The sequence below is a fragment of the Scandinavium manionii genome (genome assembly GCF_024764775.1).
GTDB lineage: Bacteria > Pseudomonadota > Gammaproteobacteria > Enterobacterales > Enterobacteriaceae > Scandinavium > Scandinavium manionii.
This window is the reverse complement of record NZ_JALIGC010000035.1, coordinates 188,449-201,003: the sequence shown is the minus strand read 5'-3', so window position 1 is coordinate 201,003 and position 12,555 is coordinate 188,449. Positions and strand designations below refer to the sequence as shown.

Sequence of the window (12,555 nt, the reverse complement as noted above, 5' to 3'; positions counted from 1 at the left end):
AAAACAGCGATCGCAGTCATGGTAAGGATTACGGCCCTGGAGTAGCAGAAACAGTCGAGGCTTATTTGTCTATAACAGTTACATAAATCATGATATTTTTTATTACTGTTATGAAAATGGCGGCAAAATTGACGATGAAAAAATACCAGCAACTGGCGCAGCAAATAACCGAACAGATTGGCCTTGGTGTATGGCAACCGGGCGATCGTCTGCCGTCCCTGCGCGAGCAGGTCACCATCAGCGGCATGAGCTTTATGACTGTCGGCCACGCCTATCAACTGCTGGAAAGCCAGGGCCGAATCATTGCCCGCCCGCAGTCCGGCTATTACGTTGCGCCGCGTCCGGTGAAACAGCTGAAAGCCGCGCCGCCAGCGCAGGTGATGCGCGACGAAGCGGTGGACATTAATACCTATATTTTCGGCGTTCTTCAGGCCAGTCGCGATGCGGCGGTGCTGCCATTTGCCTCGGCGTTCCCCGATCCGCGCCTGTTTCCGCTCCAGCAGCTTAACCGTTCCCTGGCGCAGGTGAGCAAAACCGCCACCGCCATGAGCGTGATTGAAAATCTGCCGCCGGGGAATACCGAACTGCGTCACGCCATCGCACGCCGTTATGCGTTGCAGGGCATGAACATTTCGCCGGATGAAATTGTGATTACCGCCGGAGCCCTTGAAGCGCTGAACCTCAGCCTGCAGGCGGTGACGGAGCCGGGTGATTGGGTGATCGTCGAAAACCCCTGTTTCTATGGCGCATTGCAGGCGCTGGAACGCTTGCGATTAAAGGCGCTGTCGGTGGCATCAGATGTGAAAGAGGGCATCGACATGGTCGCCCTGGAGCAGGCGCTGAAAGAGTATCCGGTGAAAGCCTGTTGGCTGATGACCAACAGCCAAAACCCGCTCGGTTTCACCCTAAGCCCGGAGAAAAAAGCGCAGCTGGTCACGTTGCTCAGTGCGCATAACGTGGTACTGATTGAGGACGACGTCTACAGCGAACTGTGGTTTGGCCGCGATAAACCGCTTCCGGCCAAAGCCTGGGATCGCGACGACATGACACTGCATTGCAGTTCATTTTCAAAATGCCTGGTGCCAGGCTTTCGCATTGGCTGGGTGGCGGCGGGCAAACACGCGCAGCGCATCCAGCATTTGCAGTTGATGAGCACGCTGTCGACCAGTTCGCCGATGCAAATGGCGCTAGTCGATTATCTCGGTACCAAGCGCTATGACGCCCATCTTCGCCGTCTACGTCGTCAGCTGGCCGAGCGCAAGCATCAGGCGTGGCAGGCACTGCTGCGCCATTTACCCGCCGAAGTGAAAATCCACCATAATGACAGCGGCTACTTTTTATGGCTGGAACTGCCCGCCGGTCTCGACGCCGGAGAGCTTGGCGCCCGGGCGCTGGCGCACAAAATCAGCATCGCGCCGGGCAAAATGTTTTCAACCACCGACAGCTGGGCGTCGTTCTTCCGCTTTAACACCGCCTGGGGCTGGAGCGATCGCGAAGAGCAGGGCGTAAAAATGCTCGGTCAGCTTATTATTGAAATGCTTAACGAATAGCCATTCTTATTTCCTGAATATCTTTTTCTCGAAACAAAAATAACCCGGCGATAATTTAATAATTATTTACCGGGTTATTTTTTAGCTTGCCATAGGAAATATGCATATCTGATAGTGTTGCCTAACACCTTGTCTATACTGCATTTAGTTCAGATAACTCACGGGGTTTTCAGCGGAATGCGCCCTTTGTCACAACCTGGTGAAAATTCCCGGCGCAGGCAGGTCGCCGTGCATTCCGCCGTCTACGGTTATTAAGGGACATATTTTTACGGCACGGCTGCCGCCTGATTAATTCCGACAGGAGTAAAACACGATGAGCAAGCAATTTGCCCGCAGCAGCCTGTGCGCGCTGGGTATGACTATCATGACAGCACACGCCGCCGAACCACCGACGACGCTGGGAAAAGCAGAAGGTCGCCTCGATATTATTGCCTGGCCGGGCTACGTCGAACGCGGCCAGAGCGATAAAAACTACGACTGGGTGACTCAGTTTGAAAAAGACACCGGCTGCGCGGTCAACGTGAAAACTGCCGCCACCTCTGATGAAATGGTCAGCCTGATGGCCAAAGGCGGTTACGACCTGGTCACCGCGTCCGGCGATGCCTCGCTGCGCCTGATCATGGGCAAACGCGTGCAACCGATTAACACCGCGCTTATCCCTAACTGGAAAACCCTCGACCCACGTCTGGAAAAAGGCGCCTGGTTTAACGTTGGCGGAAAAGTTTACGGCACACCCTATCAGTGGGGCCCGAACCTGCTGATGTACAACACCAAAACCTTCCCGACGCCACCGGACAGCTGGAAAGTAGTGTTCGTCGAACAAAATCTGCCGGACGGCAAAACCAACAAAGGGCGCGTGCAGGCCTATGACGGCCCGATTTACATCGCCGATGCGGCGCTGTTCGTGAAAGCCACCCAGCCGCAGCTCGGTATTTCTGACCCGTATCAGCTTACCGAAACCCAGTACGCCGCGGTGCTGAAAGTGTTGCGCGATCAGCACGCGTTGATTCACCGCTACTGGCACGATGCGACCGTGCAAATGAGCGACTTCAAAAACGAAGGTGTGGTGGCATCGAGTTCCTGGCCGTATCAGGCTAACGGTCTGAAAGCGGATAACCAGCCGATTGCGACCGTGTTCCCGAAGGAGGGCGTCACCGGCTGGGCTGACACCACCATGCTACACGCGGAAGCCAAACACCCGGTGTGCGCTTATAAATGGATGAACTGGTCGCTAGAGCCAAAAGTACAGGGCGATGTTTCCGCCTGGTTCGGCTCGCTGCCAGTGGTGCCGGAAGGCTGTAAAGCCAGCACGCTGCTCGGCGAAAAGGGCTGTGACACCAACGGCTACACCTTCTTCGACAAAATCGCTTTCTGGAAAACACCTATCGCCGAAGGCGGTAAGTTCGTGCCTTACAGTCGCTGGACGCAAGACTACATCGCCATTATGGGTGGTCGTTAACACCCGGGAGTTTGAACATGACTTACGCAGTTGAATTTCAGGATGTCTCGCGTCTGTATGGTGATGTTCGTGCGGTGGATGGCGTCAGTATCGCCATCGAAGATGGGGAGTTTTTTTCAATGCTGGGGCCGTCAGGCTCCGGCAAAACCACCTGCCTGCGGCTGATCGCCGGATTCGAACAGCTTTCCGGCGGCGCCATCAAAATCTTCGGTAGAGAAGCCAGCGTTCTGCCCCCGTGGCAGCGCGACGTCAACACCGTGTTCCAGGACTACGCGCTGTTTCCGCACATGTCGATTCTCGATAACGTCGCCTACGGGCTGATGGTGAAAGGCATCGGCAAAAAACAGCGTCACGCGATGGCCCAGCAAGCGCTGGAAAAAGTGGCACTCGGTTTTGTTCACACCCGTAAACCGTCTCAGCTTTCCGGCGGCCAGCGCCAGCGGGTGGCCATTGCCCGGGCGCTGGTCAATCAACCACGCGTGCTGCTGCTCGATGAACCGCTGGGTGCGCTGGATCTCAAGCTGCGCGAACAGATGCAGTTCGAGCTAAAAAAACTGCAACAGGATTTGGGTATCACCTTTATTTTCGTCACCCATGATCAGGGCGAAGCGCTGTCGATGTCTGACCGCGTGGCGGTGTTTAACAACGGTCGCATTGAACAGATCGACACCCCGCGCGAGCTGTATCTGCGCCCGCGCACGCCGTTCGTCGCCAGTTTTGTCGGCACCTCAAACGTATTTGATTCCGCGCAAACCCTGAAGCTGTGCGGCATGACCGGACAATGGTCGCTGCGCCCGGAGCATATTCGACTTGATGCGGGAGGCGACATTCAGGTCAACGGCGTGGTGCAGGCAGTGCAGTATCAGGGCGCGGCGACTCGCTATGAAATTCGCTTATCCGGCGGTGAAAAGCTGCTGGTGAGTCAGGGGAATTTCACCGGTGGCATCGTGCCCGATGGCCCGACGCCGGGCCAGAACGTGCTGGCATCGTGGTCGCGGGAGGCCATGGTCCCGCTGGACGGAGGGGTGAGATGACCATGAGCATTGCCCCGTTACCTTCTGCCATCCGCGCCGGTCGGCTGTCCGGTTTGTTCTGGCGTAAGCCGTCGCTGGCGCTGTTTTTGCTGCTGCTCGGGCCGCTGATGTGGTTCGGCGTGGTGTATCTCGGCTCGCTGCTGACCTTGCTGTGGCAGGGGTTCTACACCTTCGACGACTTCACCATGTCGGTGACGCCAGACCTGACGCTCGCCAATCTTAAAGCGCTGTTTAACCCTGCCAACTACGACATCATCGTGCGCACGTTGGTGATGGCGATTTCCGTCACCATCGCCAGCGCGATTCTGGCATTTCCGATGGCGTGGTACATGGCACGCTACACCCGTGGCAAATGGAAAGCCTTCTTTTACATTGCGGTGATGCTGCCGATGTGGGCGAGTTACATCGTCAAAGCCTACGCCTGGACGCTGCTGCTGGCGAAAGACGGCGTGGCCCAGTGGTTTCTGGGTCACATGGGGCTGGAAGGGCTGCTCAACGAATTTCTGCTGTTGCCCGCAGTCGGTGGTAACACGCTGTCGACGTCCGGCTTTGGTCGCTTTCTGGTGTTTGTCTACATCTGGCTGCCGTTCATGATTTTGCCGGTTCAGGCCGCGCTTGAGCGTTTACCACCGTCGCTGTTACAGGCGTCGGCGGATTTAGGAGCCTATCCGCGCCAGACGTTCCGTTACGTGGTTTTGCCGCTGGCGATCCCGGGGATTGCGGCCGGGTCAATTTTTACCTTCTCGCTGACGCTCGGTGATTTCATCGTGCCGCAGCTGGTCGGCCCGCCGGGGTATTTCATCGGCAACATGGTGTACGCGCAGCAGGGGGCGATCGGCAACATGCCGATGGCGGCGGCGTTCACCATCGTGCCGATTGTGTTAATCGCGCTTTATCTGGCGTTCGTGAAACGTCTGGGAGCATTCGATGCACTCTGAAAGAGCACCGTGGTTCCTGAAACTGGCGGCCTGGGGCGGAGTTATCTTCCTGCATTTCCCACTCGTCATCATCGCCATCTATGCTTTCAATACGGAAGATGCCGCGTTTAGCTTTCCGCCGAAAGGCCTGACGCTGCACTGGTTCAGCGTGGCAGCAGGCCGCAGGGATATTCTGGAGTCAGTGACGTTGTCACTTCAAATCGCAGCACTCTCTACCACCATTGCGCTGGTGCTTGGCACGCTTGCTGCAGCGGCGTTATGGCGCAGTGAGTTTTTTGGCAAGAACGCCATTTCGCTGCTGCTGTTATTACCGATTGCGCTGCCGGGGATCATCACCGGGCTGGCGCTGTTGACGGCATTCAAGGCCATCAACCTTGAACCGGGTTTTTTAACAATAGTCATTGGGCATGCCACGTTTTGCGTAGTGGTGGTCTTTAACAACGTGATCGCACGTTTTCGCCGCACCTCATGGAGCCTGGTGGAAGCGTCGATGGATTTAGGTGCGAGCACCTGGCAAACCTTCCGCTACGTCGTGCTGCCGAATCTCGGTTCGGCGCTGCTGGCGGGAGGAATGCTGGCGTTTGCGCTGTCGTTTGATGAAATCATTGTCACCACATTTACCGCAGGCCACGAGCGCACACTGCCGCTGTGGCTACTGAACCAGTTAGGCCGACCGCGCGATGTGCCGGTGACTAACGTGGTCGCGCTGCTGGTAATGCTGGTGACGATGCTTCCGATTTTGAGTGCCTGGTGGCTGACCCGCGATGGCGAAACGGTCGCCGGTAGCGGTAAATAATTGAAAAGTACGGAGCGGGATATGCAACACAACTTATTGATTAACGGTGAACTGGTCGCAGGTGCAGGGGAAATGCAGCCGGTATATAACCCGGCAACGGGTGAAATCATTCTGGAAATTGCCGAAGCCACGGCGGCGCAGGTCGATGACGCGGTGCAGGCTGCCGATCGGGCGTTTTCCCAATGGGGCCAGACCACACCGAAAACGCGCGCCGAATGCCTGTTGAAACTGGCGGATGTGATTGAACAAAACGCCGAAGATTTGGCGAAACTTGAATCCCTTAACTGCGGCAAACCGCTGCACTGTGTTATCAACGATGAACTGCCTGCGGTGGTCGACGTGTTCCGCTTCTTTGCGGGCGCGGCGCGTTGCCTGAACGGGCTGGCAGCGGGTGAATATCTGGAAGGGCACACCTCGATGATCCGCCGTGACCCGGTAGGCGTAGTGGCCTCAATTGCGCCGTGGAACTATCCGCTGATGATGGCAGCGTGGAAACTCGCTCCGGCGCTGGCGGCGGGCAACTGCGTTGTTATCAAACCGTCCGAAATCACACCGCTGACGGCGCTGAAACTGGCGGCACTGGCGAAAGATATCTTCCCGGCGGGCGTGATTAACGTGCTGTTCGGGCGCGGCAAATCCGTCGGCGACCCGCTGACCGGCCACGAAAAAGTACGCATGGTGTCGCTCACCGGGTCGATTGCTACCGGCGAGCACATCATTTCCCACACCGCACCGTCCATCAAACGCACCCACATGGAGCTGGGCGGCAAAGCGCCGGTCATCGTGTTTGACGATGCGGATCTGGAGTCGGTGGTGGAAGGTGTGCGGACATTTGGCTTCTACAACGCCGGGCAGGACTGCACCGCCGCGTGTCGCCTGTACGTGCAGAAGGGCGTTTATGCTGCTCTGGTCGAAAAGCTCGGCGCGGCAGTTTCCACGCTGAAAATGGGCTGTCCGAACGATGAGTCCACTGAACTTGGGCCGTTGAGCTCTAAAGCGCATCTGGACCGCGTCAGCCAGGCGGTGGAAAAAGCCCGCGCCCTGAGCCACATCAACGTCGTGACCGGCGGCGAAAAAGCACCGGGTAAAGGCTATCACTTCCAGCCGACCGTATTGGCGGGGGCGAAGCAGGAAGACGACATCGTGCAACGCGAAGTATTCGGCCCGGTGGTCAGCGTCACTGAGTTTGACGATGAAGAACAGGTGCTTGGCTGGGCCAACGATTCACAATATGGCCTGGCATCATCGGTGTGGACTAAAGACGTGGGCCGCGCCCACCGCATGAGCGCGCGCCTGCAATACGGCTGCACCTGGGTTAACACTCACTTTATGCTGGTCAGCGAAATGCCACACGGTGGACAGAAACTGTCGGGCTACGGCAAAGATATGTCGGTTTACGGGCTGGAGGATTACACCGTGGTTCGGCATGTCATGATAAAACACTAAATCTGTGCCCGGTGGCACTGGCGCTTATCGGGCTTACGAAATGAAGTTTCAACACCGAACTGTTTGCCCGGCAAGCGTCAGCGCCACCGGGCAAACAGCGTTTACCGTTACTCTTCCAGATACACGATCCGATACCCATCCTTCGCCTCAACCAGATGCGCAAAGCCGGGCTTGCCCAGATGCATTCCGGCAATCAGTAAATTTTCCCTGGCGACCTGCTCGAACAACTTTTTGCGGGTGGCTTCTGCCTGAGCAGGATCGTTATCGAACGCAATGGAAACGGCGGGGATTGCGGTCTGAATATGCGGGAAATGCACGATATCGCCCCAAATCAGCAGACTCTGTTCGCGGGATTCAATGCGAAAGCCGGTGTGACCTGGCGTATGACCAGGCAGCCAGATTGGGGTAATGCCGCGCACGACCGTATTGTCGCCGAGCACGTTTATCCGCTGGGCGTAGGCGTCCAGCGTGCGGCGGAACAGGGCAAAGTTGCGCTGGGCACGTTCGCTGGCGCGCTGATATTTGTCGTCATCCAGCCAGTGTTCGATTTCCAGCGGATGAAGGTAAACTTCGGCCTGGGTAAAAACCGGAAGACCCTGGGCGTCCAGCAGGCCGCCGATGTGGTCAGGATGACCGTGTGTGAGCAAAACGGTGTCGATATCCTCAGGGCTGACGCCAACCGCTGCGAGCGAGTTTTGCAGCAGTCCTCCGGAATTGTTGAGCCCGCCGGTACCGGAGTCTATCAATACGGTGTGGCCGTGACCGCGAATAAGATAACCGTGAATGTGGATATTCCCGGCGTCGGTTATCCCGGCATCGCGCTGAATGTCGCCCGCGATGGCGCTGTCGACGCCAGACAACAGCTCCAGGCTGGCGGCCATGTTGCCGTCGCTCAGGGCGGTTACCTGAAAATCACCAATATGACGTGTAGCTAATTCAGAGCCGGACATTGCGTTCTCCCGTTGATTTTTCATCATCTTACACGCCGCCTCATGTCTTCGAAATTGAGAATATTTCACGGCCTATCACGGCGGTGAATGACCTGAATCGTCTGTAATATTAAGCCTAATAATTGTAATGCTAACGATTGGAGCGTAATATTTGCTGCCCAAACCGCCACTAGCTCAGCTGGAAGAGCAAATGACATTTTATGTTGTAGTGTACGAGGTTCGAGGCCTCGGTGGCGGTCCAATTTCCTTTTACTCTGGCTTCTGCTGGGGTTTTCAGTATCCTGCTCCTGACAATCAATTCAAAAACACGATTCATACCCCCTTAAGGAGAGAGCGATGTTAGAAGGCTATTTTGATCTCGATGGCACCACTGGCCCGGATGCATCAGAAAATAGAAAGCGTCTGCTGGCCGTTCAGGCAGCGTTAGAAATTTCGAAAGCGTCGGTTTCTGCGTCTACCGCAAATTCTGGTATTCGTAGCCAGATGGACCTGCGTAACGTGGCGCAGGAAGTGGCTTCCTTAGCGGACGCCATCCAGGATGCGCTGGAAGGGGCTGAGTAAGCCCTCTTAATTGTGCTAAGTCGCCTGCGGGCGGCTTTTCTTTTGCCCATTCCACCAATAAACGCCAGGCAAAAAGGCGAAAACCACCCATAATTCAGGGTACCTAATGTCAGCTTTTGGGTTCTTCGTGGCTGGCGTCCTTGCTATGGAGCGGAAAGACAATCGACACGCAATTTCTTTTTTCTGAACGGCTTATTATGCGCCCGGTGCGCCCTGATGACGCCGACTGCCTCTTTCGCATTTACGGCGATCCCGCGACCAACACTTTCAATCCTGCTGGACCTTATCCCGACGTGACGTTTGCCAGAACGCGGCTCGCGCAGTGGCTCGACGGCTGGCAGAAACATGATATTGGTGAAATGGCTATCTATGACCGGCTGCAACCTCAGGCACTGATTGGCTTCGGCGGGATCAGCGTGCGTCCGCTGGGCGATGAGCTGACTTACAATCTGGGCTACCGTTTTGCAACGGACGCCTGGGGAAAAGGGCTGGCAACCGAATTTTGCGTCCGCATTCTCGACTATGCGTTTGACGAACGTGCGCTGGAAAAAATTACCGCGGTGGTACGCGCCAACCATCTGGCATCGCAGCGGGTGCTGGTGAAAGCCGGACTGGCGTTACGTGGGCAGGTGAATGACGTCGCCGATGCGGAGCCGAGTCTGTTCTACGTGTTGAAAGCGGAAGAGTGGCAGCGCAACCGCCAGGAGATGCTTCGCCCGCAGACTTCCAGATAAATCGGGTTTTGACAGCCTTCAGAGAGGTATGCGAGGATCGTTAGCTTTCTCATCCTGGTTATAATTTTACGTTGTCATGAAGAAATTGTTTATTTGCGCCTTTACCGCGCTGGCTTTTTTGAGTGGTTGTACAAATTCACCGGCGCACCGCATCGCGGCGTGCGAAAAGAAGGGCGGTTCTGAAGCGGCCTGTACCGCGGCGGAGTGGGATTACGAGAAGGTGAATCCGTTACCGCAGTACGATCCGAGTAACTACGATAACGCGGCGGCGTTGCAGGCTGCATTCAACGCAAACGCTTCGAAGGTAACGACTCCAGCCAATTGATTAAAAAACAAAAGCAGCCTGATGGCTGCTTTTTTGTCGTGTGTTTTCGTCTCAAATCCAGCCAAAGCGAATCGATAACAGGCTAATAAGGGCAACGGCTGCAAAGAGATTAATCAGGAACACGGTTCTGCTCGACACTTCCATAACGCCTTCCTCTTTTTATCGGCCTCTATTGATATAGTCGTCAGCCAGAGGGTTCGCAATCAGACAAAGTCTGTTTTTACATAACCTGGGCGGTCTGTCGAAGTGAAATGTAAAAATTTGATACGCGTCAAAAAAAATGGCATATTGCGCGCGAATTTTTTTGATACGGATCGGTTTTTTCCATGACGCTTTACCAGCATATGCTGATTTTCTACGCCGTAATGGCTTCCATCAGCGCCTTCATCACGTGGTTTCTCACCAAAGAGAGCAAGCGTATCCGCCTGATTGCCACCGTGTTGATTGGTGCCACCTGGCCGTTTAGCTTTCCGGTCGCACTGTTGTTATCGATGTTCTGATCCGGACCGGGGCTCGCCATCCCCTTATTGATACTGTATAAAAATACAGTCAATAAGAAAGGGAGTCACCCATGCACAGTCTCAATTCTGTTATTGCTGGCGCCACTGTGCGCTGGCACGATTTTCCCGGCAACGGCATCCCGGTGGTGTTTATCCACGGCTTAGGGTGCGCCTCTTCCTATGAGTATCCGCGCATCGTTACCGAACCTGCATTGCGCGAACGACGCACGATCCTGATTGATTTGCCCGGCAGCGGCTACAGCGATAAACCCCATGACTTCGATTTTTCTACCACGCAGCAAGCCGCGGTGGTGATGGAGGTCATTGATTATCTGGGGCTGAGCCAACTTGATCTCTACGGCCATAGCATGGGCGGCAGCATCGCGATTGAAGTGGCGGAGCGGTTAGGGCAACGTCTGCACACGTTAGCCGTCTCTGAGCCTAATTTTCACTCTGGCGGCGGCTTTTACAGTCGACTGGTTGTCGCCGAACCCGAATCAGAATTTGTTGCCCGGAGCTATGAAAGGATCCTCGCCAATGACAAAACACCCTGGAGGGGATGTCTGCAAAATGTCGCGCCCTGGGCCATGTGGCGCGGGGCAAAAAGCCTGGTTGAAGGCGTGTCGCCCTCGTGGATGGCGCGCTTTCTAGCCCTCGACTGCGAGCGGGCGTTGATATTCGGTGAACGCTCATTACCGGATGACGATGCAGCTGCGGTAGTAAACGCCGGGATCCCGCTGCATATTGTGCCTGAAGCAGGACACTCCATGTCCTGGGAAAATCCGTCTGCGCTGGCGGTGGTATTAGGGCAGGTTTTTGCTCAGAAGGGCAGCTGACGTGGCGTTGTTTGCAGCGTTATCCAGCGCAGTTCGGTGAATTCATGAATGCCCGCGCGGCCACCGAAACGGCCATAACCAGACGATTTGCAGCCGCCAAACGGCATTTGCGCCTCGTCGTGAACCGTGGGGCCATTAATGTGGCAGATGCCGGATTGCAGATTTTGCGCCACGCTCCACGCTCTGGCGGTATCACGGCTGTAGACCGCGGAAGAGAGGCCGTACTCGCTCTCATTGGCGATAGCCAACAATTCCGCATCGCCGCTGGCGCGAATAATAGCTTTCACCGGCCCAAAGGATTCTTCGGCCCACAGGCGCATTTCACGGGTGACGCCGTCAATTAGCGTGGCGGGCATGTGCGTGCTGTCGGCTTTTCCTCCGGTCAGCACGCGTGCGCCTTTGCTGACGGCGTCATCAATCAGCGCGTTGCAGCGCTCGACGGTGCGTTTATCCACCACCGGCCCCAGCAGCCCGGCAGGTAATGCTTTCACTCGGCTCACCAGGTTGTCAATAAACGTCCCGGCAATGGCGTTGTCCACGATGATGCGCTCGGTCGACATGCAAATTTGCCCGGCGTTGGCGAAAGCGCCAAAGGTGGCACCGGCTGCCGCCTGCGTAATATCGGCATCATCCAGTACTAGCAGCGGGGCTTTGCCACCGAGTTCCAGTACTACAGGCTTAAGATAGCGGCCGCAAGTTTGCGCGATAATCCGTCCTACTCCCGTTGAACCAGTGAAATTGACTCGACGCACGGCCGGGTGCGCAATCAGCGCTTCTACTCGTTCCGGAGCATCAGCCGGATCGCAGGAAAGATAATTGACCACGCCTGCAGGGAACCCAGCGGCGTCCAGCGCTTCAATAATCAAACGTTGGGTCGCAGGGGAAAGCTCAGACCCTTTGAGAATAACGGTATTACCACAGGCCAGCGGGGTGGCAATGGCACGCACGGCGAGGATCACCGGGGCATTCCAGGGGGCCATACCGAGCACCACGCCGGCACCCTGGCGCACGCCCATAGCGAGGTTGCCCGGAACGTTTGAGGGAATAATCTGGCCGTCGATTTGGGTGGTCAGCGCGGCGGCTTCACGCAGTATCTCTGCGCCAAGATGGACGTTAAAGCCCGCCCAGTGCGGCGTCGCGCCGGTTTCAGCCGCCATCACGGTCACGAACTGCTCGCTGCGTTTTTCCAGTTCATCGGCAGCGTTTAGCAGAAGACTGCGGCGAAGCGCTGGCGTGGTGTCGCGCCATGAAAGAAACGCTTTGGCAGCCGCGTCTGCTGCCCGGACGGCGTCATTGACGCTGGCAGCCGCCGCCCGACTGGCAACGGCATCGTTAACAGGATTATGCCGCTCAAAGGCGCGCTGGTCTTCAGCCATCACCGACTTACCGGCAATAAACAGGGGACAGATGACAGTCATACTTACCT

Annotated in this window: 14 protein-coding genes and 1 tRNA gene; 12 read left to right on the top strand and 3 right to left on the bottom strand. The window is 56.2% G+C overall.

The annotated features are described in order from the left end of the window. The first annotated feature begins 134 nt into the window (after positions 1-134). From MUU51_RS07195 to patD, 6 genes are all read left to right on the top strand, one after another. Positions 135-1,550 carry an aminotransferase-like domain-containing protein gene (locus MUU51_RS07195; RefSeq protein ID WP_258967541.1) on the top strand — a complete coding sequence of 472 codons (1,416 nt, stop codon included), beginning with the start codon at positions 135-137 and terminating at the stop codon, positions 1,548-1,550. Positions 1,551-1,863: 313 nt separating this feature from the next. Beyond that, a complete protein-coding gene (gene ydcS / locus MUU51_RS07190) occupies positions 1,864-3,009 on the top strand; it encodes a putative ABC transporter substrate-binding protein YdcS (RefSeq protein ID WP_159774747.1) in 1,146 nt (381 codons plus the stop codon). Between the two features lie 17 nt (positions 3,010-3,026). Then, positions 3,027-4,043 carry an ABC transporter ATP-binding protein gene (locus MUU51_RS07185; protein WP_258967471.1) on the top strand — a complete coding sequence of 339 codons (1,017 nt, stop codon included), beginning with the start codon at positions 3,027-3,029 and terminating at the stop codon, positions 4,041-4,043. Then, positions 4,040-4,981, top strand: a complete 942-nt coding sequence (locus MUU51_RS07180) for an ABC transporter permease (protein ID WP_159774751.1) — start codon at positions 4,040-4,042, stop codon at positions 4,979-4,981. Before MUU51_RS07185 ends, MUU51_RS07180 begins: the two co-directional genes overlap by 4 nt. Continuing rightward, complete coding sequence (locus MUU51_RS07175; RefSeq protein ID WP_258967470.1) at positions 4,971-5,777, top strand: ABC transporter permease; 807 nt, start codon at positions 4,971-4,973, stop codon at positions 5,775-5,777. The genes MUU51_RS07180 and MUU51_RS07175 overlap by 11 nt, the downstream gene beginning before the upstream one ends. Before the next feature lie 21 nt (positions 5,778-5,798). After that, positions 5,799-7,223, top strand: coding sequence for an aminobutyraldehyde dehydrogenase (patD, locus tag MUU51_RS07170; protein ID WP_258967469.1), 1,425 nt, complete (start codon positions 5,799-5,801; stop codon positions 7,221-7,223). 107 nt (positions 7,224-7,330) lie between these two features. On the opposite strand, the gene MUU51_RS07165 is transcribed toward patD, so the two are convergent. After that, positions 7,331-8,173, bottom strand: coding sequence for an MBL fold metallo-hydrolase (locus tag MUU51_RS07165; RefSeq protein WP_159776944.1), 843 nt, complete (start codon positions 8,171-8,173; stop codon positions 7,331-7,333). A 163-nt stretch (positions 8,174-8,336) separates the two neighbouring features. On the opposite strand from MUU51_RS07165, the gene MUU51_RS07160 reads away from it, so the two are divergent. From MUU51_RS07160 to MUU51_RS07145, 4 genes are all read left to right on the top strand, one after another. Further along, positions 8,337-8,414 (top strand) — tRNA-Lys (locus MUU51_RS07160). A 95-nt stretch (positions 8,415-8,509) separates the two neighbouring features. Then, complete coding sequence (locus tag MUU51_RS07155; RefSeq protein WP_110508110.1) at positions 8,510-8,734, top strand: hypothetical protein; 225 nt, start codon at positions 8,510-8,512, stop codon at positions 8,732-8,734. A 197-nt stretch (positions 8,735-8,931) separates the two neighbouring features. Continuing rightward, positions 8,932-9,468 (top strand): GNAT family N-acetyltransferase, encoded by a 537-nt coding sequence (locus MUU51_RS07150; RefSeq protein ID WP_159776945.1) that lies wholly within the window; start codon positions 8,932-8,934, stop codon positions 9,466-9,468. A 76-nt stretch (positions 9,469-9,544) separates the two neighbouring features. Beyond that, positions 9,545-9,793 carry a hypothetical protein gene (locus MUU51_RS07145; protein WP_200849745.1) on the top strand — a complete coding sequence of 83 codons (249 nt, stop codon included), beginning with the start codon at positions 9,545-9,547 and terminating at the stop codon, positions 9,791-9,793. Positions 9,794-9,844: 51 nt separating this feature from the next. Here the strand turns inward: MUU51_RS07145 and yncL are convergent, their stop codons facing one another. Further along, positions 9,845-9,937 carry a stress response membrane protein YncL gene (gene yncL, locus MUU51_RS07140; protein ID WP_159776946.1) on the bottom strand — a complete coding sequence of 31 codons (93 nt, stop codon included), beginning with the start codon at positions 9,935-9,937 and terminating at the stop codon, positions 9,845-9,847. A 182-nt stretch (positions 9,938-10,119) separates the two neighbouring features. Between yncL and MUU51_RS07135 the strand changes: the two genes are divergently transcribed. Both MUU51_RS07135 and MUU51_RS07130 read left to right on the top strand, forming a co-directional pair. Beyond that, positions 10,120-10,293, top strand: coding sequence for a GhoT/OrtT family toxin (locus MUU51_RS07135; RefSeq protein ID WP_110508114.1), 174 nt, complete (start codon positions 10,120-10,122; stop codon positions 10,291-10,293). A 71-nt stretch (positions 10,294-10,364) separates the two neighbouring features. Beyond that, a complete protein-coding gene (locus MUU51_RS07130) occupies positions 10,365-11,129 on the top strand; it encodes an alpha/beta fold hydrolase (RefSeq protein WP_258967468.1) in 765 nt (254 codons plus the stop codon). Here the strand turns inward: MUU51_RS07130 and MUU51_RS07125 are convergent. Further along, positions 11,114-12,547 (bottom strand): aldehyde dehydrogenase, encoded by a 1,434-nt coding sequence (locus MUU51_RS07125; protein WP_258967467.1) that lies wholly within the window; start codon positions 12,545-12,547, stop codon positions 11,114-11,116. The two genes, MUU51_RS07130 and MUU51_RS07125, sit on opposite strands and share 16 nt — an antisense overlap. Positions 12,548-12,555: the final 8 nt, after the last annotated feature.

Coding starts and splice junctions, on each gene's coding strand:
- MUU51_RS07195 (WP_258967541.1), top strand. CDS start 135: ATGAAAAAATACCAGCAACTGGCGCAGCAAATAACCGAACAGATTGGC.
- ydcS (WP_159774747.1), top strand. CDS start 1,864: ATGAGCAAGCAATTTGCCCGCAGCAGCCTGTGCGCGCTGGGTATGACT.
- MUU51_RS07185 (WP_258967471.1), top strand. CDS start 3,027: ATGACTTACGCAGTTGAATTTCAGGATGTCTCGCGTCTGTATGGTGAT.
- MUU51_RS07180 (WP_159774751.1), top strand. CDS start 4,040: ATGACCATGAGCATTGCCCCGTTACCTTCTGCCATCCGCGCCGGTCGG.
- MUU51_RS07175 (WP_258967470.1), top strand. CDS start 4,971: ATGCACTCTGAAAGAGCACCGTGGTTCCTGAAACTGGCGGCCTGGGGC.
- patD (WP_258967469.1), top strand. CDS start 5,799: ATGCAACACAACTTATTGATTAACGGTGAACTGGTCGCAGGTGCAGGG.
- MUU51_RS07165 (WP_159776944.1), bottom strand. CDS start 8,173: ATGTCCGGCTCTGAATTAGCTACACGTCATATTGGTGATTTTCAGGTA.
- MUU51_RS07155 (WP_110508110.1), top strand. CDS start 8,510: ATGTTAGAAGGCTATTTTGATCTCGATGGCACCACTGGCCCGGATGCA.
- MUU51_RS07150 (WP_159776945.1), top strand. CDS start 8,932: ATGCGCCCGGTGCGCCCTGATGACGCCGACTGCCTCTTTCGCATTTAC.
- MUU51_RS07145 (WP_200849745.1), top strand. CDS start 9,545: ATGAAGAAATTGTTTATTTGCGCCTTTACCGCGCTGGCTTTTTTGAGT.
- yncL (WP_159776946.1), bottom strand. CDS start 9,937: ATGGAAGTGTCGAGCAGAACCGTGTTCCTGATTAATCTCTTTGCAGCC.
- MUU51_RS07135 (WP_110508114.1), top strand. CDS start 10,120: ATGACGCTTTACCAGCATATGCTGATTTTCTACGCCGTAATGGCTTCC.
- MUU51_RS07130 (WP_258967468.1), top strand. CDS start 10,365: ATGCACAGTCTCAATTCTGTTATTGCTGGCGCCACTGTGCGCTGGCAC.
- MUU51_RS07125 (WP_258967467.1), bottom strand. CDS start 12,547: ATGACTGTCATCTGTCCCCTGTTTATTGCCGGTAAGTCGGTGATGGCT.